Annotated in this window: 23 protein-coding genes; 14 read left to right on the top strand and 9 right to left on the bottom strand. The window is 39.3% G+C overall.

From position 1 onward, the window contains the following. Positions 1-51 precede the first annotated feature (51 nt). The 5 genes from CJ263_RS10835 to rodA are packed head-to-tail and all read left to right on the top strand — an operon-like array spanning position 52 to position 5,575. Positions 52-1,080, top strand: a complete 1,029-nt coding sequence (locus tag CJ263_RS10835; RefSeq protein ID WP_094997287.1) for a rod shape-determining protein — start codon at positions 52-54, stop codon at positions 1,078-1,080. 39 nt (positions 1,081-1,119) lie between these two features. Beyond that, positions 1,120-1,938 (top strand): rod shape-determining protein MreC, encoded by an 819-nt coding sequence (mreC, locus tag CJ263_RS10830; protein WP_094997286.1) that lies wholly within the window; start codon positions 1,120-1,122, stop codon positions 1,936-1,938. Beyond that, the gene (mreD, locus tag CJ263_RS10825) at positions 1,931-2,440 is read left to right on the top strand and encodes a rod shape-determining protein MreD (protein ID WP_094997285.1); all 510 of its coding nucleotides are present in this window, start codon (positions 1,931-1,933) and stop codon (positions 2,438-2,440) included. The genes mreC and mreD overlap by 8 nt, the downstream gene beginning before the upstream one ends. Next, positions 2,437-4,305 (top strand): penicillin-binding protein 2, encoded by a 1,869-nt coding sequence (gene mrdA / locus CJ263_RS10820; protein ID WP_094997284.1) that lies wholly within the window; start codon positions 2,437-2,439, stop codon positions 4,303-4,305. Before mreD ends, mrdA begins: the two co-directional genes overlap by 4 nt. Continuing rightward, entirely contained in the window at positions 4,295-5,575 is a 1,281-nt protein-coding gene (gene rodA / locus CJ263_RS10815; protein WP_094997283.1) for a rod shape-determining protein RodA, read from the top strand. Before mrdA ends, rodA begins: the two co-directional genes overlap by 11 nt. Here rodA and CJ263_RS10810 read toward each other — a convergent pair. Then, the gene (locus CJ263_RS10810) at positions 5,572-6,384 is read right to left on the bottom strand and encodes a DNA/RNA non-specific endonuclease (protein WP_094997282.1); all 813 of its coding nucleotides are present in this window, start codon (positions 6,382-6,384) and stop codon (positions 5,572-5,574) included. The two genes, rodA and CJ263_RS10810, sit on opposite strands and share 4 nt — an antisense overlap. Before the next feature lie 90 nt (positions 6,385-6,474). Here CJ263_RS10810 and msrB point away from each other — a divergent pair, with 90 nt between their 5' ends. Both msrB and msrA read left to right on the top strand, forming a co-directional pair. Continuing rightward, entirely contained in the window at positions 6,475-6,936 is a 462-nt protein-coding gene (msrB, locus tag CJ263_RS10805) for a peptide-methionine (R)-S-oxide reductase MsrB (RefSeq protein WP_094997281.1), read from the top strand. Then, the gene (msrA, locus tag CJ263_RS10800; RefSeq protein WP_094997280.1) at positions 6,929-7,468 is read left to right on the top strand and encodes a peptide-methionine (S)-S-oxide reductase MsrA; all 540 of its coding nucleotides are present in this window, start codon (positions 6,929-6,931) and stop codon (positions 7,466-7,468) included. Before msrB ends, msrA begins: the two co-directional genes overlap by 8 nt. 49 nt (positions 7,469-7,517) lie before the next feature. On the opposite strand, the gene CJ263_RS10795 is transcribed toward msrA, so the two are convergent. Then, a complete protein-coding gene (locus CJ263_RS10795) occupies positions 7,518-9,662 on the bottom strand; it encodes a carboxy terminal-processing peptidase (RefSeq protein ID WP_094997279.1) in 2,145 nt (714 codons plus the stop codon). A gap of 189 nt (positions 9,663-9,851) precedes the next feature. On the opposite strand from CJ263_RS10795, the gene surE reads away from it, so the two are divergent. The 5 genes from surE to CJ263_RS10770 all read left to right on the top strand — a co-directional run bounded on the left by surE (position 9,852) and on the right by CJ263_RS10770 (position 14,688). Next, positions 9,852-10,628: a 5'/3'-nucleotidase SurE gene (gene surE, locus CJ263_RS10790; protein ID WP_094997278.1), complete on the top strand. Its 777-nt coding sequence runs from the start codon at positions 9,852-9,854 to the stop codon at positions 10,626-10,628. Continuing rightward, positions 10,625-10,909 carry a hypothetical protein gene (locus tag CJ263_RS10785; RefSeq protein ID WP_094997277.1) on the top strand — a complete coding sequence of 95 codons (285 nt, stop codon included), beginning with the start codon at positions 10,625-10,627 and terminating at the stop codon, positions 10,907-10,909. The genes surE and CJ263_RS10785 overlap by 4 nt, the downstream gene beginning before the upstream one ends. Position 10,910: 1 nt before the next feature. Further along, positions 10,911-12,029, top strand: coding sequence for a lipid-A-disaccharide synthase (lpxB, locus tag CJ263_RS10780; RefSeq protein WP_094997276.1), 1,119 nt, complete (start codon positions 10,911-10,913; stop codon positions 12,027-12,029). A gap of 69 nt (positions 12,030-12,098) precedes the next feature. After that, complete coding sequence (locus CJ263_RS10775) at positions 12,099-12,674, top strand: C40 family peptidase (RefSeq protein ID WP_094997275.1); 576 nt, start codon at positions 12,099-12,101, stop codon at positions 12,672-12,674. A 1-nt stretch (position 12,675) separates the two neighbouring features. Beyond that, positions 12,676-14,688 carry a ComEC/Rec2 family competence protein gene (locus CJ263_RS10770; protein WP_094997274.1) on the top strand — a complete coding sequence of 671 codons (2,013 nt, stop codon included), beginning with the start codon at positions 12,676-12,678 and terminating at the stop codon, positions 14,686-14,688. A gap of 6 nt (positions 14,689-14,694) precedes the next feature. Here the strand turns inward: CJ263_RS10770 and CJ263_RS10765 are convergent, their stop codons facing one another. Both CJ263_RS10765 and CJ263_RS10760 read right to left on the bottom strand, forming a co-directional pair. Beyond that, on the bottom strand, positions 14,695-16,083 hold the full coding sequence (locus tag CJ263_RS10765) for a peptide MFS transporter (protein ID WP_094997273.1): 1,389 nt from the start codon (positions 16,081-16,083) through the stop codon (positions 14,695-14,697). A 27-nt stretch (positions 16,084-16,110) separates the two neighbouring features. Continuing rightward, positions 16,111-18,276, bottom strand: coding sequence for a S9 family peptidase (locus tag CJ263_RS10760; RefSeq protein ID WP_094997272.1), 2,166 nt, complete (start codon positions 18,274-18,276; stop codon positions 16,111-16,113). Positions 18,277-18,483: 207 nt separating this feature from the next. Here CJ263_RS10760 and CJ263_RS10755 point away from each other — a divergent pair, with 207 nt between their 5' ends. Beyond that, entirely contained in the window at positions 18,484-19,800 is a 1,317-nt protein-coding gene (locus CJ263_RS10755; protein WP_094997271.1) for a hydroxymethylglutaryl-CoA reductase, degradative, read from the top strand. Continuing rightward, the gene (locus CJ263_RS10750; protein WP_094997270.1) at positions 19,801-20,706 is read left to right on the top strand and encodes a GYDIA family GHMP kinase; all 906 of its coding nucleotides are present in this window, start codon (positions 19,801-19,803) and stop codon (positions 20,704-20,706) included. A gap of 49 nt (positions 20,707-20,755) precedes the next feature. Here CJ263_RS10750 and CJ263_RS10745 read toward each other — a convergent pair whose 3' ends face one another. The 5 genes from CJ263_RS10745 to CJ263_RS10725 all read right to left on the bottom strand — a co-directional run bounded on the left by CJ263_RS10745 (position 20,756) and on the right by CJ263_RS10725 (position 26,516). After that, positions 20,756-22,876: a peptidylprolyl isomerase gene (locus CJ263_RS10745; protein WP_094997269.1), complete on the bottom strand. Its 2,121-nt coding sequence runs from the start codon at positions 22,874-22,876 to the stop codon at positions 20,756-20,758. Positions 22,877-23,053: 177 nt separating this feature from the next. After that, a complete protein-coding gene (locus CJ263_RS10740) occupies positions 23,054-24,340 on the bottom strand; it encodes a hemolysin family protein (RefSeq protein WP_094997268.1) in 1,287 nt (428 codons plus the stop codon). A gap of 2 nt (positions 24,341-24,342) precedes the next feature. Further along, complete coding sequence (locus tag CJ263_RS10735; RefSeq protein WP_094997267.1) at positions 24,343-24,546, bottom strand: hypothetical protein; 204 nt, start codon at positions 24,544-24,546, stop codon at positions 24,343-24,345. Beyond that, positions 24,539-25,144, bottom strand: a complete 606-nt coding sequence (gene lptC / locus CJ263_RS10730) for an LPS export ABC transporter periplasmic protein LptC (protein WP_094997266.1) — start codon at positions 25,142-25,144, stop codon at positions 24,539-24,541. Before lptC ends, CJ263_RS10735 begins: the two co-directional genes overlap by 8 nt. Position 25,145: 1 nt before the next feature. Beyond that, on the bottom strand, positions 25,146-26,516 hold the full coding sequence (locus tag CJ263_RS10725) for a hypothetical protein (RefSeq protein ID WP_188669448.1): 1,371 nt from the start codon (positions 26,514-26,516) through the stop codon (positions 25,146-25,148). Positions 26,517-26,548 lie beyond the last annotated feature (32 nt).

Raw genomic sequence — 26,548 nt, 5'->3', positions numbered from 1 at the left:
CTACTTTTGTCGATGTATTGCACCCCCTAATCCATAACCAAATACTATCATATGGGATTTTTTGACTTCTTGACCGAGGAAATAGCTATAGACTTAGGTACGGCTAACACCCTAATCATTCACATGGACAAAGTCGTGGTAGACAGTCCGTCCATTGTAGCCAGGGATAGAGTAAGTGGAAAAATAATTGCAGTTGGTAAAGAAGCCAACATGATGCAAGGAAAAACCCATGAAAACATAAAAACGATTAGGCCTCTAAAAGACGGTGTAATAGCAGATTTTGATGCATCTGAAAAGATGATCAATATGTTCATCAAAAACATTCCTGCTTTAAAGAAAAAATGGTTTCCGCCTGCTTTGAGAATGGTTATTTGCATACCATCGGGTATTACAGAAGTGGAAATGCGAGCTGTAAAAGAATCTGCAGAAAGGGTTAACGGAAAAGAGGTTTACTTGATACATGAACCTATGGCTGCCGCAATAGGTATCGGTTTGGACATCATGCAGCCTAAGGGAAACATGATTGTTGATATAGGTGGTGGTACTACGGAAATTGCAGTAATTGCTTTAGGTGGTATTGTTTGTGATAAATCGGTAAAGATAGCCGGTGATGTATTTACAAACGACATTATTTATTATATGCGTACCCAACATAATTTATATGTTGGCGAGAGTACTGCCGAAGCCATTAAAATTGAAATTGGTTCGGCTACCGAAGATTTACAGTCGCCCCCTGAAGAAAAATCTGTTCAAGGTCGCGACCTTTTAACAGGTAAGCCAAAACAGGTACAAATATCCTATCGCGAGATTGCCAAGGCCCTGGACAAGTCCATTCTTAGGGTCGAAGATGCAGTAATGGAAACCTTATCACAAACTCCTCCTGAATTGGCCGCCGATATTTATAACACCGGAATCTACTTGGCCGGTGGGGGTTCCATGTTACGAGGCTTGGATAGAAGGCTTTCCCAAAAGACGGATTTACCTGTCTACATAGCTGAAGACCCTTTAAGAGCGGTTGTTCGGGGAACCGGAATAGCATTGAAAAATTTGGAAAGATATAAGAGTATTCTGATCAAGTAATACGCAACATCGATTCCAAAAAATGAAAATTTAGAGTGAATGCAACAGATTATAAATTTTCTGATTAGATATAAAATCTTTTTGCTTTACCTTTTACTCTTGCTCATTTCCTTAATTTTCACTTTTCAATCCCATTCATACCATCAATCTAGATTCTTAAACTCCGCCAATTATTTTTCGGGTTCCATATATTCCTTTTTTGACAATACAACATCGTATTTTGGATTGCGTGAGGAAAACGAAAAACTATTACAGGAGAACCAAAGATTGAGGTATCAGCTTTACAATAAAAATTCAGATAGTATTCAACCCCTATCTTCATTGGAAAACGACTACTTGGTAGTTAGGGGTCGCGTTATCAAGAATAGCTACTCAGATCAACGTAATTACATCACCATAGACAAAGGTGAAAAGGATAGTGTGGAACAAGATATGGGTGTAATTACCTCAAAAGGAATACTTGGTATTGTAGAGAATACCTCCAATGGCTATTCCACAGTGCAAAGCATCTTGAACGAAAAATCGAACATCAACGCCAAAATCAAGAACTCCAATCATTTTGGTTCTTTAATCTGGGATTCCAAGGATTACAACACCGTACAACTTGTGGACATACCCAGATTGGTACAGCTCACTATTGGCGATACCATAGTAACCGGTGCCATGAGCAGTATATTCCCGGAGAACATCCCCATTGGGGTCATAAAAAAGTTCGACTTGGACAAATCCAAGAGTTTTTATCAAATAGATGTCTCCCTTTTCAATGATATGACCAACATCAGCAATGTCTATATCATAAAAAACCTGAATAGGGAAGAAATCATAGAACTACAGGAGCAAACGGAAACGAATGATTAATAGCACCTTTTTTATAAATGTAGTAAGGTTCGTCCTTTTGATTTTGGTACAAGTTCTTGTATTCAATAGGTTGAATTTTTTCGGTTTTATAAATCCAATGGTCTATATTTTGTTTCTTTACTGGTACCCAATAAAGAAGAACAGAACAACCTTTATTTTAATCTGCTTTTTTCTTGGCCTTTTGGTCGATGTTTTCTCGGATACCTTAGCTATAAATGCTGCGGCCACAGTCACAATAGCCTATTTAAGACCTTCTATTATGAGGTTTGTTTTTGGAGTAAATTATGAGTTTCAAAGCTTTAAGTTAAATAGCTCAACGAAGGCACAACAATTCACATTTTTAGCGTTATTAGTTGTAATACATCACGTGATATATTTTACGTTAGAGATTTTTAGTATTGCTAATTTGCTACTGATCCTTAAAAAAAGTATTACCATAGGAGCGGCCTCCATAATAGTTTGTTTATTGTTTAGTTCGTTATTCAGTACTAGGAAAGAATGAGAAGAGTTTTACTATCATCAATAATCATTATTATAGGCATCACTTTTTTAAGTAGGCTGTCCTATTTACAGATATTCAGTTTTTCTCCAGACCAACTATTGGAAGATCCAAGTATAAAAAGAATATATACTTACCCTGAAAGAGGTTATATCTATGATCGTAATGGAAACCTTCTGGTGGGAAACGACCCTGCCTATGATGTAATGGTCATACCAAGGGAAGTTAAACCATTGGATACTCTGGAATTTTGTGAAATGCTGGGTATCGACAAGGAAAAATTTATTGAAAAGTTAACGAAAGCCAGGGTATATTCTCCTAGATTACCCTCTGTCTTGATTCCTCAACTTTCTAAGGAAGACTATGCCAAGTTGCAGGAAAAAATGAGAAAGTACAAAGGGTTCTACATTCAAAAACGATCTTTGAGATATTACGATACTTCTAGTGCTGCCAATGTTTTGGGGTATATAAGCGAAGTAAATGAGGGAGATCTGGCTAAAAATAAATATTATATACAAGGAGAGCTAAGGGGGAGAACAGGTGTTGAAAGATATTATGAGGATCTATTAAGAGGCAGAAAAGGTGTACAGTATATTCAAAAGGACCGATTCAATCGAGATATAGGCCCCTATAAAAATGGTTCTTTGGATACATTACCTGAACAAGGGAAGCAGATTACCATAACCTTGGACAAAACACTTCAGGAGTATGGCGAGCGATTAATGGTAGGAAAAAGAGGGGGAATCGTGGCCTTGGAACCCGAAACTGGAGAAATTTTGAGCATGATCTCAGGGCCAACATATGACCCATCCCTTCTAGTTGGCAGACAACGTTCCATAAACTATACAGAACTTTACAACGATACTATCGCAAACCCTACTTGGGACCGTTCCATCCACGCACAACAGCCACCCGGCTCACCATTTAAAACAGTAAATGCTCTTATTGCCCTGCAGGAAGGGGTCATTAACGAGAATACAACTATACAATGTTATCACGGATTTTACGTGGGAAGAAAAAAGCGGGGTTGCCATTGTGGAGGAGGATTGCGCAATCTAAATAGTGGCATCTACAAGTCCTGTAATGCCTATTTTGCTGGGGTTTTTAGAAAGATTTATGAAAAGTTCGATACTACGGACGAAGCTATGGATGTGTGGGAAAAACATATGAAGAGTTTTGGTCTGGGCGATTACCTTGGTTATGATCTGCCCTTTGGCCAAAAAGGAAGGATCCCAAGCAAGGAATACTACGACAAGTGGTACGGGGATAACAGATGGAGCTCTTCCTATATTATATCCAATGCCATAGGACAAGGGGAGGTTTTGGCCACTCCGGTTCAGTTGGCCAATATGACGGCAGCCATTGCAAATAGAGGATTTTATTTTACACCCCATATTCTAAAAAAGGTAGAAGGAAAAGACATTACAGACCCAAGGTTTACTGAAGCCAAACACACCACAATTGATAAACAATATTTTGAACCTGTTATTCAGGGTATGGCCGATGTATATAGGAAAGGTACAGCCAGTCCTTTAAAAATTCCGGGAATCGAAATAGCCGGAAAGACGGGTACCGCTGAAAACTTTACTAAAATTGATGGGGTACGCACCCAGTTAACGGATCATTCGGTATTTGTTGCCTTTGCTCCTGTCGATGACCCAAAAATTGCCATTGCCGTATATATAGAAAACGGTTATTTCGGTTCCCGCTATGCGGGCCATATAGCGTCTCTAATGATTGAAAAATACCTTAAGGGTGAAATCACACGAAAGGATTTGGAGAAGAAAATGCTAGAAAAAACATTGGAACATGAGTACGCAAAGCCCTATAGCGGCGAGGAATTTAAAATAAACGAGCGTGTTTGGTAAAGTTCTAAGGAGAATAGATTGGCTTACGATACTTATTTACATAGCACTGGTCTCCATAGGTTGGATCAATATATATTCCAGTACTTTTAGTGAGGAACAAACCTCTCTTCTTGATTTAGGTACACGATCTGGGAAGCAGCTGTTTTTCATTAGTGTGAGCCTGGTAACCATTGTATTAGTTCTTGCCCTGGAAGCCAATTTTTATGAGCGTTTTGCAAGTGTTTTTTATCTGTTTTCCATGCTGTCCCTTTTGGGGCTATTCATATTTGGAAAAACCATAGCTGGCGCAACCTCTTGGTATGACCTTGGTTTTTTTAACCTGCAACCTTCAGAATTGGCAAAGGTGGCCACGGCATTGGCCCTCGCAAAATACTTGAGCGATATACAAACCGACCTTAGGCGCAGAAAAGACCAATTATATGCCATTTTAATTATTCTTATTCCTGCACTGCTTATTATACCTCAACCCGATCCAGGAAGTGCCCTCGTATTCTTTTCCCTGATATTTGTAATTTTTAGGGAAGGTTTACCACTTTACTATTTGAGCATAGGTTTTGCCTTGATTTTGATTTTTATTGTCACCTTGATGTTCGGAACAATTTGGTTAATCATTGGTCTATTCTTACTACTTGTTTTGTTCTTTTTTGTGAAGCGAAAATCCTTCAAAGTTCCCATCTTTCCATTAGTAATAGGTTCCATTGCCATTATTCTTTTTTCCCTATCCGTAAATTTTGTTTTCAACAATATTTTTGAACAACGACATAGGGACAGGTTTAGCCTATGGTTACGCTTGGAAAAGGATCCTGAAAAATTGGAGCAAATACGAAAAACAATTGGTTATAATACGTATCAGTCGGAAAAAGCCATAGAGTCCGGAGGTTTTTTCGGAAAAGGCTTTTTGGAAGGTACCAGAACCAAAGGTGATTTTGTTCCCGAACAGGATACGGACTATATTTTCACAACGATTGGCGAAGAATGGGGATTCATTGGGACCGCCACTGTAATTATTCTATTTTCCATTCTTTTTTTGAGGCTGATTTATCTCGCGGAACGTCAAAAAAACGACTTTTCCAGAATGTATGGGTATGGGGTAATATCAATATTGCTAATCCATTACTTTATCAATATAGGTATGGTCATTGGCATTTTACCCACTATTGGTATTCCTTTACCATTTTTTAGTTACGGGGGTTCAGGACTTTTATTCTTTACCCTTTTGCTATTTATATTTTTAAAACTGGATACAAATCGGCTTAAGGAAAATTTTTAAAATTTCCATTCCTTCGTATCAACGGATCTTTCTAATTTCTTTTGGAGTCCAGAGTCAATACCCTTGAAAAAATCAATCCCTGTCAAGGCTTCAATACTGTCAATAGGTACACAGAGTTTTTCCAACGGTATTTGTTGCTCCACTCCCCGCATTAAAAAGCCAATTACTTTTAGTTTTCCTTTGTCCTGTCTTGCTACAATCTTATAAAAAGTTTTGGGCACGTCCACATCCTCATCACCTATTTCCTCAAGGCCCGGCTCCAATACCCCTCCTGTAATCACATTTACACTACCATAGCGCTTGGCCCATTGTCTAACGTGCCTTTCCAAACGATTCCAAACACCTGCATTAAAATATTTGTCCTGCGGACTGATGTTGCTCGTATAAAATGTTTCATTATAGGCTTGTTCCGAAAATCTACGGTCACCTGCCGGGCACAAATGTCCCCGGTCGTATCCGGAACCTTTGTAGTTTCTCCAATCTGCCGACTTCGATTTTACCCACGGATCCTCTACAAAAAATGGTCTTTCCCTATCCTCATAAGTTAAATGTTTCCAATCCAAAGTATAGGCCACCCATTCCGCTTGTTCATATGGTTCGTTATACGATAGTGAAAAATAGGAATGATGAACAATGTCTCCAGTGGTGGAGCTGGGCAAGAACTCGAAAGGAAATGAACTTTCACGATTCTCCTCGCTATTTTCAGAGTATGGGCTTGGGGTGTAAAAATTCTCAAATACCCAAAAACCTACAATACACATTCCTATCAAAATAGAGTAAATAGTGCTATTTTTAGGGTATCTCGCCATCTTCCAAATTTACTGACAATTTAGTAAGTTTTGGACCGATGTTACGACTATTGCCCTACACTGTAAACCGATTAAAGAAAAAGAAAATTTATGGTACTAACTTGGAAAGATGTAATTCATTTTTCAGTAAATGGAAACCCCGTTCCCAATGAAAGAGTAGAGAAATCTGAGGAGGAATGGAAGGAAATCCTAACTCCGGAACAATATAGGATTACCCGAAAAAAAGGAACGGAGGCACCTCATTCCGGTGCTTTGTGTAGCGTACATGATGCAGGAAAATATGAATGTATCTGCTGTGGAACACCTCTTTTTGATTCCAGTATTAAATTTGAATCTGGTACGGGTTGGCCAAGCTTTACCCAACCCATAGAGGATAATGCGATTAAATATATCAAGGACACTTCTTTTGGTATGGTTCGGGTAGAGGTCCTTTGCAATACTTGTGATGCGCACTTAGGTCATGTTTTCCCAGATGGACCACCGCCAAGTGGTTTACGATATTGCATCAATTCAGAATCCATGAAAATGACAAAGGACCAAGTAGATGAATGATATGAAATTAGAAACCATAACCATTGGTGGCGGTTGCTTTTGGTGTACGGAAGCGGTATTCCAAGAGGTAAAGGGAGTGCACTCAGTAGTCTCAGGATATACTGGAGGAACGGCACCCGGCAAACCCACTTATAGGGAAATATGCTCTGGCTTAACCGGACATGCAGAGGTTGTTCAAGTCACTTTTGATTCACAGGTCATCTCCCTATATGATATATTGGAAATTTTTATGACCACACATGACCCAACCACTTTGAACAGACAAGGTGCGGACGTAGGAACCCAATATCGATCTGTAATTTACTATGCCAACGAAAATCAAAAGAGCATAGCCGAAAATGTACTTAATGATATTACTCGCCTTTATGAAAATCCCATTGTCACGGAACTATCCCCTTTAGGCGTATTCTATGAGGCCGAGGATTATCATCAAGATTATTATAAAAACAATAGTTCGCAGGGCTATTGCCAAGTAGTCATCAATCCAAAATTGGCAAAATTGCGGAAGCTTCACGCTGAAAAAACCAAATAAAAAAAAAGCCCCTTTGATCAAAGGGGCTTTTTAAACGTTTATATTACCATTAGTTCTTTACACTACTAGCCAATTTTATGTTTTTAAGATTGTTCATTTTCAAATCTTGTAGCACATTTACAGCTTCCTCAACATATACATCCTTAGCAAGGTTTTTGTGCCATCTATCTCTTTTTTCCCTTAAAACGGAATCTTGAGTAAATAATTCCTGTTCATATTTCAATGATTCAAAGGTCAATTTAGAGTCATAGTTTGAAAGGTTCTTAAAATAATCCGACTGTTCTTTGTCTTTCTCTTTTTCCTCTTTGTAAGTCATGTAATTCAAAGGAATCTCAGTTTCTTCCTGTTCTGATTTTAACCATTTGGCATTTTCCTCGATTAATTTTATTTGAGGATTGTTTGCCATTCTCTTTTTACTCTTGGCAACCGTTTCCTCGTAATCCAAGTAGCCATCCCAGGTTTTATATTCAGCCGGAGTAATTTTGTCCCACTTTAAAGGGTTTGCCTGATCCCGCTCCCCTAAGTCTATATAGCTGTATTTATCCGGTACGACTACGTCACTTTTAACACCTTCCAATTGTGTGGAACCTCCATTGATTCTATAGAACTTTTGAGTGGTCAATTTTATGGCCCCCAAGTCTCCGTGATCGTTACTTCTAACAATATTGGATAACGGAATAACATTTTGTACGGTTCCCTTACCAAAAGTCTGCTTGCTGCCAATTATGATAGCTCTTTTATAATCCTGCATAGCTGCCGCCAATATTTCTGAAGCGGAAGCGGAAAGTTCGTTGACCAAGATTACCAAGGGACCGTCCCACTGAATTCTCTCATCTTTATCATCATAGATTTCTTTCTCCTTATTTCCGGATCTAACTTGAACAATAGGTCCATCCTTAATAAATAGACCTGCCATTTCAACAACGGTCTTTAAAGATCCTCCACCATTATCCCTGAGGTCAAGAATTAGACCTTCTACACCTTCTTCTTTTAATCGCTCTACTTCCTTGGCAACATCCGTTGCGGCATTTCTTTCATTGTAATCCTCGAAATCCACATAGAATTTAGGAAGATTGATGATACCGAATTTTTCATCACCTCGAATGATATTGGCAGATTTTGCATAGGATTCCTCAAGTTCTACAACATCCCGAGTCAAGGAAATTTCTTCGAGGGAACCATCTACCTTTCTTACGGTTAAGTCTACAACAGTTCCCTGCGGACCTTTGATTAACTTAATGGCGTCATCCAAACGCATCCCAACAATATTAATTGGTTCCTCTCCATTCTGACCTACTTTGATGATCTCATCACCAACTTCCAATCTTTGGTCCCTCCATACAGGACCGCCAGAAATAATTTCTACAATTTTAGCTCCTTCCGGTTTTTTCTGAAGCCTGGCACCTATACCTTCAAATTTTCCGGACATATTCATGTCAAATTTCTCCTTGTCATCTGGAGCAAAATAATACGTATGGGGGTCAAATTCATCGACTATGGTATTGATGTATTGTACAAACCAATCCTTACGCTCTAGGTCGTCAACAAAATCAAAAAACTCGTCCAATGTGGCCTCTGTAGATTCTCTTGATTCTATTTCTGCTTCTTCCGGGGTATGGGCACTATGGTCATGATCATCGGACATACCTTCATCTACCGATTTTTCAGCATGGGTAATCTTTGAGTCATATGTTCCCAAGGTGGCATACTTCAATTGTTTCCTCCATCTTTCCATTAACTCCTTTCTACTGGAAGCAAAGGACTCTTCTTCGTACTTAATGTTTATACTTTCATTTTCAGAATAATCGAAGGGCTGTTGTAGTACTTCCTTGTAAATAGCCTTGGCATCATCCATTCGTTTAATTAAACGCTCATAGACCAAATTAAAAAAGGAAATATCCGTATTTTTTATTTGGTCATCTATCTGAAATTTATACTGTTCAAAATCAGCAATATCCGAAGCTAAAAAATATCTTTTCGTTGGATCAAGAACATCTATGAAGTCCTCAAAGACACTAACGGAAAAATCATCATCGATATCCTTTGGTTCATAATGTCCCTTTTCCAGAACATACGTAATTAGATCCAATAATAATTTATCCTTGTCATCATTTTCAAACGACTTATTGGTAAAACTGCAGGAAGCTACTGCCACCAGCATTACCGTTAAAACATAGGCTAAATTTCTTTTCATAAATATATTTTTAAATCTACTTTTCAAAACCTTTGAATTTGAGGATTACACGGACAACTTTTGTGTCGAAATCCTCTAAGATAAAGAAAAAACCATGCCAATTTGGAGACAGGGAATTAATTTTTTGTTAAACGACCAGATCACCAAATCCTATTTAAAAACGTATTTTTACCCTAGAAAGTATATGCTATGGAAAAACCTTTGATATTGGTCACCAACGATGACGGAATTACGGCTCCAGGGCTTAGGGCGTTGGTCTCCTATATGAGGGAAATAGGTGATGTGATAGTAGTTGCACCGGATAGTCCACAATCTGGCATGGGGCATGCAATTACCTTGGATAGCACCTTGTACTCCAAAAAGATGCAAGTGGACCTTAGCCATACGGGCACAGAGGAGTACAGTTGTAGCGGTACCCCGGCAGATTGTGTAAAACTAGGACTTCAAGAGTTATTGGACCGTAAGCCCGATATCTGTGTAAGCGGCATCAACCATGGATCCAATTCTTCTATCAACGTCATTTATTCCGGTACCATGAGTGCCGCCATTGAAGCGGGAATAGAGGGAGTGCCTGCAATAGGCTTTTCATTATGCGACTATAACTGGGAGGCTGATTTTTCCCCTGCGGAAAAGTATATTAAAAATATTGTGAAGGAAGCTTTAATCAATGGTATTCCGAACGGAGTGGTCCTAAATGTAAATATCCCCAAACTGCCCAAAAAAGATTTGAAAGGCATCAAGGTCTGCAGGCAAGCAAAAGCCAATTGGAAAGAAAAGTTTGACAAAAGAACGAATCCCATGGGCAAGGACTACTATTGGTTGACCGGAGAGTTCGAGCTTTTGGACAAGGGAGAGGACACAGATGAATGGGCCTTGGCAAACGGATTTATTTCGGTTGTACCTACCCAGTTTGATCTTACGGCCCACCACGCAATACAGGATATTAATAATTGGAACCTGAAATGAATGTAAAAAAGGAACTATTGATCGGATTTTTGGTAGGGGTCATAGCCAATACCGTTGGTACTTTAGCTTATATTGTTTTATTCTCGGACTTGAGCATTGTTGAAACCTATAATGCTGCCGTGGCGCAAGGGCATATAGGAAGTTTATTGGCGTTGGGCGCTATTCTCAATCTTTTGGCTTTCTTTGGTTTTCTAAGAATCAAAAGGGACAATCGTGCCAAGGGCGTTCTTATTGCGACCATTTTAACGGCCTTTGTAATTCTATTTTACAAAGTTTTTTAGGATGAAGTATTACATTATTGCGGGTGAAGCTTCAGGGGACCTTCACGGTTCCAATTTGATCAAGTCTCTAATGGCAGAAGATTCCAATGCCCAAATCCGCTGTTGGGGTGGGGATTTAATGGAACAGGCAGGAGGCACTCTAGTAAAACATTATAAGGAAATGGCCTTTATGGGTTTTTTGGAAGTCCTGATGAACCTTAATGCCATTTTCAAAAATATCGCGTTTTGTAAAAAGGACATCCACAGTTTTAATCCGGATATAATCGTTTTTATAGATTATTCCGGCTTCAACCTAAGAATTGCAAAATGGGCCAAGGAAAACGGTTACAGAACAAATTATTATATCTCACCGCAAATTTGGGCTTCCAGGGAAGGAAGAATTGAAAAGATAAAAAGGGATATTGATGCGATGCAAGTAATTCTGCCCTTTGAAAAGGATTTTTACGAAAGTAAGCATAACTACCCGGTCAATTTTGTGGGGCACCCCTTAATCGACGCCATATCCAACAGACCTGAACTTAACGAGACGCAATTTAGGACTGCTTTTGAAATCGATTTACAAAAACCAATTATTGCCTTGTTGCCGGGAAGCCGAAAACAGGAAGTACAAAAAATGCTCTCGGTTATGCTTTCCACGACCAAGGAATTTCCCGAATATGAATATGTAATTGCCGGGGCTCCTAGCTTGGAAACTGAATTTTACGGTCCGTTTTTGGAGGGCAGCAACGTAAAAATGGTAAAAAATAGGACCTACGACCTATTATCCATTGCAACCGCAGCTTTGGTTACCAGCGGTACAGCCACACTGGAAACGGCTCTTTTTGGAGTTCCACAAGTGGTCTGCTATAAGGCCAACTGGATATCCTATCAAATTGCAAAAAGAATAATTTCTTTGGAGTATATCTCTTTGGTAAATCTCATCATGAAAAAAGAGGTTGTTACAGAACTTATCCAAAACAACTTGAATCCCAGTAGATTGAAAAAAGAATTGAAAGCCATCCTATCTGGAAAAAAAAGGGAAGAGATTCTCAAGGATTACAAAATACTCCAAAGGACATTGGGAGGATCGGGCGCCAGTAAAAAAGCGGCATCCTTAATTGTGGCAAATGCCAAATCTTAGTCCAAATCAGGCATTTACAAAATAATTACATAATTTTGATGTTCAAGTAAGAGATACTACTTGAAATCCATGCGCTATTATTCATTTATTCTACTACTTCTTTTATTTGCCAGTTGTGGAAGTTCCAAAAAAAAGGCCAGCCCAAATGATAGAACTATCTCGGTTGCGGCTGCTGATGAAGCACGACGGAATAACACGAATAACCTGACGGAAGATTCAAAAAATCTGAACGTTTCAGAACGAATCTCTGAAAGGCACGCCACAAAAGCGGATGATATCATCAATACCGCCCTTACATTTTCGGGTGTCCGTTACAAGTATGGGGGAACAACCCGAAAAGGAATGGATTGTTCCGGACTACTTTATGTTTCATTTAGTGAACACGATGTGAAACTTCCAAGGACTTCTATACGCATGGCGGAAGAGGGCAAAAAGATAAGGGTAAAGGATATTGAAAAAGGAGATCTCTTATTTTTCAAAACCAGTAGAACCTCAAGAAGAATCAATCATGTGGGTATGGTAGTAACGGTTGAGGATGATGAAATCAAATTCATTCATGCATCCACCTCTAGAGGTGTAACCGTTTCCTCTTTACGCGAAGGTTTCTGGAACCAGGCCTTCGTAAAGGCCACCAGAATACTATAGCATGAAATTGCTAGCTTATGCCCCTATTAAGCTTTCGCTATTACTAATTCTAGGCATTTTATTAGGTTATCTTTTTCCGGTACCCCTAGGGTATTCCTTCTGCTTCTTACTTATAAGCATGTTCGTTCTTGGGTATATCTTTGTTCAGAAAAAGAATTTGGGTTTAGGGTTTGAATTAGCTGCCGCCATAACGGTCATTTTTCTAGGGATATTCTCATTCACAGAATCACAACCCATTAACCACGATAGCCATTTTAGTAAAATTACAGAAACCTCTCCCCCTTTACTGCAGGTAAAAATATATGATGTTCTTAAACCCAATACATTTTCACAATCGTATTTGGCCACTGTTTTAAGGGTTGACGGTAAAAAAACCACGGGAAATATTCTCGTAAATCAACCTATAGATAGCACTTCCAACTCTTTTCAAGTTGACGATGAACTGTTCATACGATCAAAAATATTGGATATAAAATCACCTTTAAACCCACATCAATTTGACTTTAGGAAATATATGGGTCATTTTGGGGTGTACCATTCCGTTAGGCTAACCGATGAAAATTCGTTCAGCTCCCCAGACCCCTCCAGGACTTTAATTGGTCATGCACAACAACTACGCTCCAATATCATTAAAAAGTTGTCCCAAGAGCAATTTGGAAGGGAACAGTTATCCATCATTCAGGCTTTACTTTTGGGAGAACGGGATACCATTTCCCAAGAAACTTATACCAACTATGTAGATGCAGGAGCGGTACATATCTTGGCCGTTTCTGGACTCCATATAGGAATTTTGCTGCTTTTGATACAGTTTCTGCTAAGACCTTTAAACCTTCTTCCCCATGGCCGAATCTTGGTATTGACAATAAGTGTGGTCCTTCTTTGGGGTTTTGCATTTTTGGCAGGCCTCTCACCTTCAATAATCCGGGCTTGCACTATGTTTAGTTTTGTAGCCTACGCGATGTACCTGAACAGGCCTTCAAATAGCTTTAATATCCTGGCATTGTCCATGTTCTTTATATTATTGGCCATCAACCCAAATCTATTGTTTCAGGTAGGCTTTCAAATGAGCTATGCAGCCGTTTTTGCCATTGTTTGGATATATCCCCTTTTACAGCAATGGTGGTTTCCTAAAAACAAAATAGTTCGGTATTTATGGCAATTGTTATCTGTAAGTGTTGCGGCTCAATTGGGTGTTTTACCCATTAGTCTCTTTTATTTCCATCAATTTCCGGGATTATTCTTTATCTCCAATTTGCTCATTGTCCCTTTTTTAGGACTGATATTGGGAATGGGCATATTGATCATTCTTTTATCACTTTTAGAGATAGCACCCCGCCCATTGATTTGGTTTTATAATGAGGTTATTGGGCTCATGAATAAAATGGTAGGCTGGATTGCGGAACAGGAGGCTTTTGTCCTAAAATCCATTTCCTTTGATAACGTACAATTATTTCTTGGATACTTGATTATTGGCACCCTTATTTATAGCCTAACCAATGTTGCTTATAAACGTGTTATGTACTTTTTGGGTTTCGTTCTAATATTTCAACTATATGTGATATTTCAAAATTATACATCGGGAGATAAGGAGGAAGCCATTATTCTACATCAAGTAAAAAACTCGGTGTTGTTCCATAGAAATGGACATACTTTAAACGTAATGACATCAGATTCCGCAACTGCCATACGTCTTTTTGAAAATTATAGGGTGCAAGAAAGAATCGATCAAGTTAATTACGCTCCTCTTAAAAATAGTTATACGATTGAGGGAAGGTCCTTACTGATAATTGATAGCACAGGAGTTTATACCCAAGCGGAGCCCAATTCAATGTATGTAATAACACAATCCCCAAAAATAAACCTGGAAAGGTTTATTCAACAATCCCTACCCAAGGAAATCATTGCTGACGGAAGTAATTACCCAAGCTATGTCGAACGGTGGAAGCAGACTTGTCTAAAACATAAAATCCCATTTCACTATACAGGTGAAATGGGATTTTATGTTTTTAAATAAGTTTATTTAATGGTCGGCCAGTTCAAAATCCTCAGCCTCTTCGTCAGAGATTTTAGATTCACCATCCTCCGCTCCGTGAGCCAATCTTTTTAGAGGTTTCAACATAACAATAACAAGAACGCCTATTAAGCTCCAGATTACGGCTATGCCTGTAAATATTTCAAATTCTCCGAGCTCCTGCGATGCCTGACCTATTAAACCGGCAACTTTATTACCCAATCCTGTGGCCGCCCAATACAATCCCATAATGATGGATGCATATTTTAGAGGAGCTAACTTAGTAATATAGGATAAAGATACAGGTGAGGCGCAGAGTTCTCCAATGGTATGTAAAAGATAAGCTAAAATTAACCAGTACATGGCAGAGGACCCATTGGCTTCATATTCTAACGAAGCGGCACTCATAAAGCCAAATCCCAAAGCCATAATTATTAACCCTACGGCAATTTTAAACATAGAGGAGGATTCCCTTCCCTTTTTTCTCCACTTCAACCAAAATGCTCCTACAGCTGTAGCAAGAGTAATTATAAAAAATGAATTTACGGATTGAAAAACAGAAGCCGGGATTTCAAAAAGACCAAAAAAGTTCCTATCAGTTTTTTGGGAGGCATAGAGATTCATAAGTCCACCTGCCTGTTCAAAAGCCGCCCAAAAAAGGATAATCAACAAAAATGAAATCAACAATACCTTTATACGGTCCTTCTCTATTTTTGTCAATGGTCTATCCAAAATTTCACGGTCCTTTTCATTTTTCCTACTTATGAGATTTCCAACATTCTTCAAATACTTTTGTCCCCATATGTAGACTGCCTGGCCCAAAAACATCCCAATGGCAGCTAAACCAAACCCATAATGCCAATTAATGTTCTCTCCAACATATCCACATAAAATTGGAGCCAAAAAGCCTCCAATGTTGATTCCCATATAAAAGATGTAAAATCCAAGATCTCTACGTTCATCTTTAGCCTTATAAAGACCCCCCACCATAGAAGATATATTAGGCTTTAAACAGCCTACTCCCAAAATTATGAATAGACAACCTATGTAAAATGTTGTTTCAGAATTTAATGCAAGCACCGCGTGCCCTATACACAACAGAACTCCCCCTAACATTACTGTTTTTTTTTGCCCTAATAACCTGTCGGCAATCCATCCACCAGGAATGGAAGAGACATAAACCAACATTGTATACCATCCATATAATGCCAAAGCCTGATCATTTGACCAACCAAAACCAGCATTGCTGGAAGTGGTCTCAGCCACTAAAAACAATGTGAACAAAGCCCTCATTCCATAATATGAAAAACGTTCCCACATTTCGGTGAAAAAAAGGATATAAAGTCCAACCGGATGCCCGAATAATTCTTTCTTGTGTGCAGGTTTAGCGTATGCCATAGTTTCTTGGTTTGGTTTATGGTTTAGTTATAAGTTTTCCTTTACGAAATTGGTCATTTTGTTGAATAGATGAATTCTGGTATTTCCGCCGTAAATACCGTGGTTCTTGTCCGGATAAATACCCCATTCAAACTGTTTGTTGGCCTGAACAAGCGCCTCCACCATTCTCATCGTGTTTTGTACATGTACGTTATCATCCCCTGAGCCATGGATCAACAAAAATTCCCCTTTTAACAATTCAGGGTAATTAAAGGGTGAGTTATCGTCATAACCGCTTGGATTCTCTTCCGGTGTGCGCATAAAACGCTCTGTGTAGATTGTATCATAAAATCTCCATGAGGTAACAGGTGCCACCGCAATGGCCATTTCAAAGGTGTCATTTCCTTTAAGCAAGCAATTTGTGGCCATATGACCTCCAAAACTCCATCCCCAAATTCCTGTTCTGTTTTCATCAATGTAGGGCCTCTCGCTTAACTTTTTGGCCGCTGCAATCTGGTCCTCCGTTTCATACTTTACCAAATTTAGATAGGTTACCTTTTTAAAGTCGCTTCCCTTGAATCCTGTTCCCCTACCGTCCACGCAGGCCACAATGTAACCGTCCGCCACTAAAACTTGGTGCCAATAGTCCCTGGCATTCATCCAAGTATTGCTAACACTTTGGGAACCTGGACCACTGTACTGGTACATGAGCAAAGGATACTTTTTGGAAGCGTCAAAATCCTTGGGCTTTATCATATACATATTTAAATCATTCCCGTTGATATTGATGGTAGAAAATTCCTTTGGACTGATTTCATACCCCTTCAACTTTTCCAACAAAGCGGTGTTATCTTTTATTTTCTTGATTTCCTTTCCTGATAGGGCTTTGTGAAGCGTATACACCGGTGGCGTGACAGCATTAGAAAATGTATTGATGAAGTAGCTAAAATCTGCACTGAAAGAAGCACTATTGGTCCCATTGGCCACGGCCAAATCCTTTTTGTTTTTGCCGTTACTCTCCACACTATATATTCCCCGATTTATTGAGCCGTTTTCCGTGGATTGATAATAAATCTTATCCTCGTTTTGATCATAACCATAGTATGCGGTTACTTCCCAATCTCCTTTAGTAATTTGGTTCATCAATTCCCCATCGGAATTATAAAGATAAATATGGTTCCAACCATCATTTTCACTGGTCCAGATGAAACTATCATCAGCCAAAAAAGTAAGGTTGTCCGTAATATCCACGTAGGCATCATCGGTTTCTTCCAAAAGTAATTTTACCGCGTTGGTATTTGCGTTTACCTCTTGAAGTCTTAAATCGTTTTGATGCCTATTTATGGTTTGCACACTCAGATAATTTGGGTTGTTCATCCATTTTATCCTAGGGATATAATATGCATCTCCCAAATCTACCTTGGAAATAGCCCAACTTTTCACATCCAATAGATGAAGACTTACTATCGCATTGTCCTCTCCGGCCTTTGGGTATTTAAACACGTTTTGGGAAGGATATTTTTCTGTACCGTACATGTCCATAGAAAATTCTGGTACATTGGTTTCATCAAACCTCAAAAACGCAATTTTTGTCCCATCACTGTTCCATTCAAAAGCCCTAACAAAAGCAAATTCTTCCTCGTATACCCAATCGGTTACTCCATTAATGATTTTATTTTTCTCCCCATCCCGTGTAACTTGAACAGTCTCACCATTTCCCAAGTCCATAATGTATAGGTTGTTGTTTTTTACAAAGGCAACTTGTTTACCATTTGGGGATAAAGTCGGTTCCTGGATTTTATCATCGCTAATCTTGGTTAACTTCTTGGAAGCAATATCAAACACATAAAAAACACCAAGGGTAGACCTCCTAAAAATGGATTCTACTTCGGTGGCCAACAATACCTTGGACTCATCCTTACTAAACTCATAGGAGGAAAAATAGGGAACACCTTCTAAGTCCGCCGAAGAAACTATGGTCTCCAACTTTTCCAGTGTTTTATAATCATACTTGTCTATGGTGGATATTCCAGTATTTCGGTCAAAGTTTAAAACGGTGTATTGTTTCCCATTGTTCATGGAACGAAGCACATCAAGACCCTGAGTACTGAATGTTCCCGAATAAATTTCCTCTACGGTAACCTTTTTTTGTTGGGCGAGAATCGCGGACTGAAAACTAATCAAGCAGAGCGCTAGAATGTATAATTTTCGCATGAAATGATGAAATTTGTTAAATTCATCAAGTTTACCACTAATTCTCTAAAAAACCTCGGATTACCCATAAAAAGACCCATTTTTTAACGATGCTTTCACGTTGGTTTAGATTATGTCCAATATCATTATCTTTACCCTCAAAACAGCCATTTCAAGGTCGTTTTTAGTCCATAAAAGATACCGACTATACCCAAGAAACTCTAGAAAATGAAGAAGCCTATTGCTGGTTTTTCCAAGCTTTCCAAATCAGAAAAAATCGAATGGATCGCTACCAACTACACACAAAACCCCGCACAATCCAAAAAAATTCTTGAAACGTATTGGAATGCCGATTCCCAGTTGCAGCAGCTTCATGATGAGTTTATAGAAAATACAATCAGTAATTTTTATATGCCGATGGGAATCGCCCCGAATTTCCTGATTAATGACAAACTATATGCCATTCCCATGGCCATTGAAGAGAGTTCAGTGGTTGCCGCGGCCAGTAAAGCAGCCAAGTTTTGGGGCAGTAGGGGCGGATTTAAAACCAAAGTCATAGGTACCGAAAAAGTTGGGCAGGTCCACTTTATTTTCAAAGGGAATTATTCCAAAATGGAATCCTTTTTTATAAAAATAAGGTCAAGATTGATATCCGATGCAAAGCATCTAACGGATAGTATGGAAAAGCGTGGTGGTGGAATCTCACAAATAGAGTTACGGGATAAAACCAATGATTTGGAAGGTTACTACCAGTTACATTGTACGTTTGAAACCCAAGATGCCATGGGAGCCAACTTCATCAATAGTTGTTTGGAGCAATTTGCGGCAACCCTTAAAACCGAAGCCTTGACCTACTCCGGTTTTTCCGAGCAGGAGAAACAGATTGAAGTTGTTATGAGCATTCTTTCCAACTATGTGCCCAATTGCCTAGTAAAAGCAGAAGTCAGTTGCCCTATTGACCAACTGAACATCTCAAAAGAAATATCACCGAAGGATTTTGCGGAAAAAATGGTTAGGGCGGTAGAAATTGCCAAAGTGGAGCCATACCGGGCTGTAACCCACAACAAAGGCATCATGAACGGAATCGATGCGGTTGTTTTGGCCACGGGTAATGATTTTAGGGCCATTGAGGCAGGGGCACATGCCTATGCCGCAAAAAGTGGAACTTACGGCAGTCTTACCCATGCCAAAATTGAAGGTGGTATATTCCATTTCTGGATTGAGATTCCACTTGCACTTGGAACCGTGGGCGGACTAACAAAGCTCCATCCATTGGTAAAGCTGAACCTGGAAATATTACAAAATCCCTCTGCAAAAGAATTAATGCAAATTATGGCCGTGGCCGGTCTGGCGCAAAATTTTGCGGCCGTTAGTTCTTTGGTAACTACAGGTATTCAAAAGGGGCACATGAAAATGCACCTAATGAATATCCTGAACCAACACGCCGCTACAGAACAGGAGAAAGAGGCTCTTGTAGAACACTTTAAGACCCATATGGTTACCCATAGGGGTGTTTTGAACGCCCTAGAAAACCTTCGGAAATAGATGATGGAATTCTACAGTAACGGAAAATTGCTGCTCACCGGGGAATATGCCATTCTTGATGGGGCAAGAGGTCTTGCCCTACCCACCAAATTCGGTCAGTTTTTGACGATTAAAAAATCAAAAACAGGGCAAATCAATTGGCAAAGTTTAACCGACAAAAACACACCATGGTTTACTGCCGATATTGACCTAAAGGATTTCAAAATCCTTAATACCTCCGATATCATTTCCGCGCAGCGATTAGTTGAAATTTTCAAGGAAACAAAAGTGCTAAACCCCTCCTTTTTGAAAGATTATCAAGGAGTTTATATTGATACCAAACTGAGCTTCCCAAAAGACTGGGGTCTAGGGTCCTCCTCTACCCTTATCAATAATATAGCGCAGTGGGCCCAAGTTGACCCTTATGAACTATTGAAAGCCACTTTTGGAGGTAGCGGTTATGATATTGCCTGTGCCCAAAATGACACTCCTATCGTGTTTCATAAAATTGAAGACAAACCCGAAGTAAGTAAAGTGGATTTCAATCCCATTTTTAAAGACCAACTTTTCTTTATTTATTTAAACAAGAAACAAAATAGTCGAGAGGCCATAGCAATATATCGCCAGTTAGCTATAGATAAGGGAAAGCTCATTACCAAAGTAAACGACCTTACCGCTCAATTGATCGAGTCCAAGAACCTTGATACATTTGAGGCCATAGTAAATCAGCATGAAATTTTACTTTCAGAGGTATTAAACACTCCAACCATCAAGAAACAATTATTCCCAGACTACCCTCACAGTGTCAAAAGTCTAGGAGCGTGGGGCGGTGACTTTATATTGGCTACGGGAAGGCAAGAAGATATGGATTACTTCAGCAGAAAGGGATATGCTACTGTTATTCCCTATTCCAAAATAATTCTATAAAAAAGGCTCTCCATTGGGAGAGCCTCGTGTTATTTTTTAAGAAAAAGGACTAGTAAAAATTAGCTCTTTTATCCTCAATTTCTGAAGATTCCTTAAGTGCATTGTACACTTCTGAATTTACCCTGTTACCAGCGTTGGTTCTCAAGGTATTTGCATAGGTAGCATAATTATCCAATTTTGGAGCTTCCGTTCTTTTGGTTACTTCAATTTTGAAAACACCGGTATTTCCTTCCAATAGGCCTGAAGTCTCACCTTCTTTCATTCCATATGCTGTGCCCACCACAATAGGTTCGCTACCTGCACCGGGAATTGTTGGGGATTTTACCGTTAATGCACTTGCGGTAGAAACCGTCGTATTATTATCCGAAGCAATCGCATCCATAGCTTTTCCTTGGTTTGCAGCAATAATCTGTGCAGCTTTTCTTTCCTTTCTAATGATCGGTAATACCGTTGCGGATGCATCCTCTGCACTCATAAGACCTTCTTTATAGATTCCGGTTAATTGTACAACCGCATACCCATCGTTTATATTAAAACGCTTAATATCCCCGACCTCTGTATCTTCGTTGAAGGCCCATTGAACTATTCCTCTTTGTGCTCCTAGGCCCGGAAGGTTTTCGTCCAATTGTTTTATTTTATTGACCGGTCTCACTAGATATTCGCTCTTTTTTGCTATTTCAGAAAAAGAACCTTCATCTGCTATGGTCTCCATTTCAAATTTTGTTGCATCAGTAAACAACATATTCGTAGTTTCCTCAGATGGTTCAACTTCCCTGGACAGCGTAGCAATTTGCACCAAATCTTCCTTGTCATCCACCTTGATGACATGAAAACCAAAATCAGTTTCAACCAATCCTATAGTACCTACCGGATTTCCAAAAGCAAAATCATTAAACTTGGGAACCATGGTACCTTCTTGGAAATATCCTAAATCCCCTCCATTTGGAGCAGATGGTCCGTCAGAGTTGTCCCTGGCCAATTCTGCAAATACTACTCCGGATTTTTTAGCTTCTGCCAATAATCTATTCGCTTCTTTTTCTGCCTCCTCCTTCGTTCTTGTAACCTCAGGATTCGCTCTGGTAGCTCCCTCATAGGCAATCAAAATATGACTTGCCTTAACGGAACCGTTAGGTCTTCTGCCCATCATTTTTGAAATCTTGTACGCACCTGCATCTTTGTAAGGACCATAAATCTCGCCTACGTTCAATGTCATTAAGGTATCCGCTACGCTTGGAGGAAGATTTTTCTTTGCCTTGTATATAGTATCGAACTTAACATCGGAATGCCTATCCAAGAAAGCCTCCATATCATCGGTATTTCTAAATCCGGATATGGTATCGTTCCTATCGGTCTGCGCATTATATTCCACCGTGTCGTCCAACAATTTTGTAATTTCTTCCTTCACGGCGGCATCATCAGCGTCGGAAGGTTTTTCATTGAAATAGACAAATTGTATATCCCTTGCAGGGTCTTGTTTATAGTCTTCCTTATGGTCGTTTACATAATCGGAAATCTCACTTTTTGTAACAGTTATCGTACTGTCCGGAATGGACGAATAGGGTACCCTAACGTACCTGATATCCATTTTTTCGTTGGCCAGCTTATAATCGAATTCCCCTTCCTTTAAAGTAGCGCCTACCCCTGCCTTGATAAGGTCAAAATAGGTTTGCTCCTTAGCCATTTGGATTATCTCATTTTCGGTCTGAAGCCAAAATTCGTACTGGGCAGGATTGTTATTTTTCCAGTCCAAAACCGTAGATCTAAATCTATTGGGATCAAAAACTCCGTTCTCATTCTGAAATTCGGGGTTTTGGGCGTATCCCGTAGTTCTAAGAAAATCTACGATTTGATCTTGTTCTATACCGATACCCAAATCCTCAAACTGTTCTTCCAAGATACTTCTTCGAACCTCTTGGTCCCAAACCTGGTTCATCGTCTGCATGGAAGAAACCGTAGGTCCCATTCGCTGTGTGGCGGTTTCCACCCTTTGTCTAAATTCATCAATGGAAATTTCATTGCCGTTAATTTCCCCAACGGAAGAACCCATTTTTCCACCTGCACCAAAATTGCTGCTTGTAAATACACCCGAAATCACAAAGGCGAAAAGGGCCAGACCAATAATCAGTATCAAAACTGTGGTTCGCTTTCTAATATTTTCTAAAACTGCCATCCTATCGAATCAAAAAATTAAAATCAGTTGGCGAAATTACCATTTTTAATTGAAATAATAAAAACTAAAAAACACCTGTAAAATCCCATAGAGCGGTCACCTGTAGGTTGTGTTTGAAATACGGTTTAAAAGATTTGGCACTACGTAGTTGATACGATCAGATTTTACCCGAACGTACTATTCTTCTTCTAAAAGTTCTAAGGAAACCAAGTCTATCTTGGTATTGGAAACCTCCAAAATAGTAAACCTAAAATGGTCTATCACTATTTCTGAATCCTTCTCCGGAATTTCACCCACACGATGGACCAAAAGACCTCCAAGAGTCTCGAATTCATCACCAATGGGAAGGTCCAATTTGTAATTTTCGTTAATATAATCCACTTCTAGCCGTGCGGAAAAGAGAAAATGACGTTCGTCAATCTGTTCCTCCCGCAAGTCCGTGGTATCATGTTCATCCTCGATTTCCCCAAAAAGTTCCTCTACAATATCCTCTACGGTCATAAGTCCAGAAGTTCCACCATATTCGTCCAGCACCACGGCAATACTTTTCCTTTTTTTTATGAGGACATTTAGAATATCCTGAATAAGCATGGTTTCTGGAACAAACTCCACGGGCAGAAGTATGCTCTTAATGGTTTTTGGTTTTTTAAAAAGTTCATAGGAGTGCACATACCCTATCACATTATCAATGGTATCCTTAAAAACCAATATTTTGGAATAGCCAGTCTCCGAAAACAATTTGGCCAAGTTTTTAGGTGTTTCATGCAGTTCCACAGCCATTATTTCGGTTCGAGGAACCATGACCTCTCTGGCCTTCACCTCTGCAAACTCCAGGGCATTCTGAAAAATCTGGATTTCGGAATCCACTTCATCCTCTTCCTCAACCGTTTCCATTTGCTCTGTAATATAATCCCCCAATTCCAACTTGGTAAAGGCTAGCTGCACTTCATCTCCCGAGGTGCGAAAGATATATTTTAAAATGAAGTCCGAAACATAGATAACAAAATCAGAAATAAGGCTGAATACCAAATAAAATAGATAGGCAGGAATGGCCAATAATTTTAAAAGACTATTGGCATAAATCTGAAACAACACCTTGGGTAAAAACTCAGCGGTAATAAGGATGACCAGCGTTGAAATAATGGTCTGTGACAATAGACTGAAATCCGTCAACAACACCCTTAAAATCTCATTTTTAGGATTCATGCCCAAAAACCAATTCATGAGTATCTCTCCCATAAAAAGACCATATACCACAAGGGCTATGTTGTTACCAATGAGCATGGTCGCAATAAACTTGGAGGGTCTTTTGGTCAGTCTTGTAAGTACCTTGGCTAAAAAACCGGCCTGCTTTTTCTCTATTTCAATATGGATTTTGTTGGCGGAAACAAATGCAATTTCCATTCCGGAAAAAAAAGCGGAAAAAACTAGGGAAAGAACAATAATAACAAGACTACTATCCACCGCTATTTTTGATTATCCTTTTGGCGTTGTTCAAACTTTTTGCGATAATTTCTTCGGAATAAAAACATACCAATGGATACTACCGCAAAAAAAATAAAAAAATAGGCCATACTTCTATCCGTATTCCAATCCGTGAAAATTCTATAGATTGAAAATGCCGCTACAATTACGTACAAATATTCCGTATATCTTAATATTCTAATCATCTCTATCTTCTTTGATCAACATTAAACCATAGGTTTTATGGGCGTTCAAAAAGCTAAGGTCTTTCTTTATGTCCATTCCTTCACCATCCATTACGGTTCCGTCCTCAGGGTTTGTAAACTTAAACTTTTCTTGGGTAAAAGCCCACTCATTTTCTTGATCATAATACAGCTGTGGAGCCTCTAACTTTTTACCGTCATGACCTTTAATGATGACATTTCCCTGCATATCGATAATGGAGGTAGCCTTATAATATATACCATGGTCCGCCTCTATAGTTGTTTTTTCATTCTTTTCATTAAAAATTTCAACTAGCACGCCTTCGGGAAAGGTCTGGTGGGGAAATTCCAAATTTTCAAAATCATTTCTCAAGGGCCCGGATATAACCGCCAAAATCTTGGAGGAACCGGTATCCTCTGAGCCCAAGTTTTCCGGTATTTCCGTATAGGTAAGCACAAAATTTTTGGCGACACCCTGAGGAAAAATCTCCTTTTTGGCTTCTTCCCCTACCCGTTTGTAATTATCCTTACATGAAAAAAAAAGCATTGCCATGGAAACCATGGCAATGCCTTTATATATATCTACAAAATGTTTTGTCATTTTATAATGCAGGTACAGTTACGCTACCACCTACCCAACATGAGAAAGATACCGTTTTTCCAGCCATTCCTGAACTAAAGATCATTTCCTTAGTTGGTGCCTTTGCATTGTAACTTGTAGCAGCCTGACTCGCCCTGCCGCTTAGTGCGGGGTCAACCCTACCTGCCTGTCTGGCCATATCCGCAGCCTTCCAGTAAATGGCTCTTTTCTCAAAAGGAGAATTACCACATTCATTGGCACTACCGGCATACAAACTGGCAATCAACAAATAGGCTCTACCGTTTGCAGGGTTCGCATCGATAGCCTTTTGTGCATAACTTCTAGCCGTTGACCTGCTTGTTTTTGTGTAGCTTGTCGCAATCTTATAGGCTATATTGGATTTCTTTTTGGAATCTGTTTCCAATTCCAATGCCTTGTTATAATCTGCCACAGCACCTTGTGTATCGCCGCTAGATTTTTTAAGGGAGCCCAAGTATACATAAGTATCCGCAGAAGGAGCAAGTTGCGCTTGAACCTCGACCAATTTCTTGAATAAAGGATCCTCTGTACATTCTTTACTATACATTCTTCCTACTGCACTTTTTACCCATTTTACATCACCTTTCTTTTCCTCAAAGCTTTTCTCGTAAAGTGGAATTAAGTTAGTACAATCCGCCAACGCACCTAATTTTGAATCTATGCTTCCCTCAATCTTACCATAAGCTTCAGAATAGGAAGTATATGACTTTAATCTTCGTTTTTCCTTGGAGGTCAAGGTACCCGCATCCTCCTTGGGCAACAACTTGGCAATCTGATCGGTAAGCTTATCGTTTTCTTCCTCGATTTTTTCAGTTACATCATCATATACATCAAAAACTTCTTGCAACTCCTTTTTTCCAGCTCCATGTAAGTCTACCAAGCTTGAAAAATAAAGATATAAGGCCTTAGGATTGTTAAAATTATCCCTATCCTTTGTAAACGCCTCCGATAACATGCTATACATTTCGGAATCATCGGCCATTTTATTATCATATTTAACCATGGCCTTATCTACCATAGTCTCACCTGGACTCGTTTTGGAAGAAAAATGCTTTAGCTTGTTGTCATATAAGCCCATCAATTCCGTAACAAAAGCCTCTTTTTCTGCACCTGAGGATTTATCTATTTTATCCTTTAAGATACGTTCCCCATACACATAGATGGCATTGTTCAACTGTGGACATGTTTCGTATGTCTTTTTCCAAGGCTCATATGCCGCATCATAATTTTTGACTTTTGCATGCTCCGAAAATATGGACAGATTCGTCATACATTCAGGGTTTTGCGCCTGTGCATTACTTACCCCCATCATTCCTAGGAACATAATTGCCGCGAAGTAAAGTTTCGTTTTCATCATTCTAATTTTAAAAGTGGTTAATGTACTAA

Origin of the sequence: Maribacter cobaltidurans (assembly GCF_002269385.1) — a bacterium.
Lineage (GTDB): Bacteria > Bacteroidota > Bacteroidia > Flavobacteriales > Flavobacteriaceae > Maribacter > Maribacter cobaltidurans.
The sequence above is the reverse complement of the archived record's forward strand: the minus strand, read 5'-3'. Positions and strand labels throughout refer to the sequence as shown.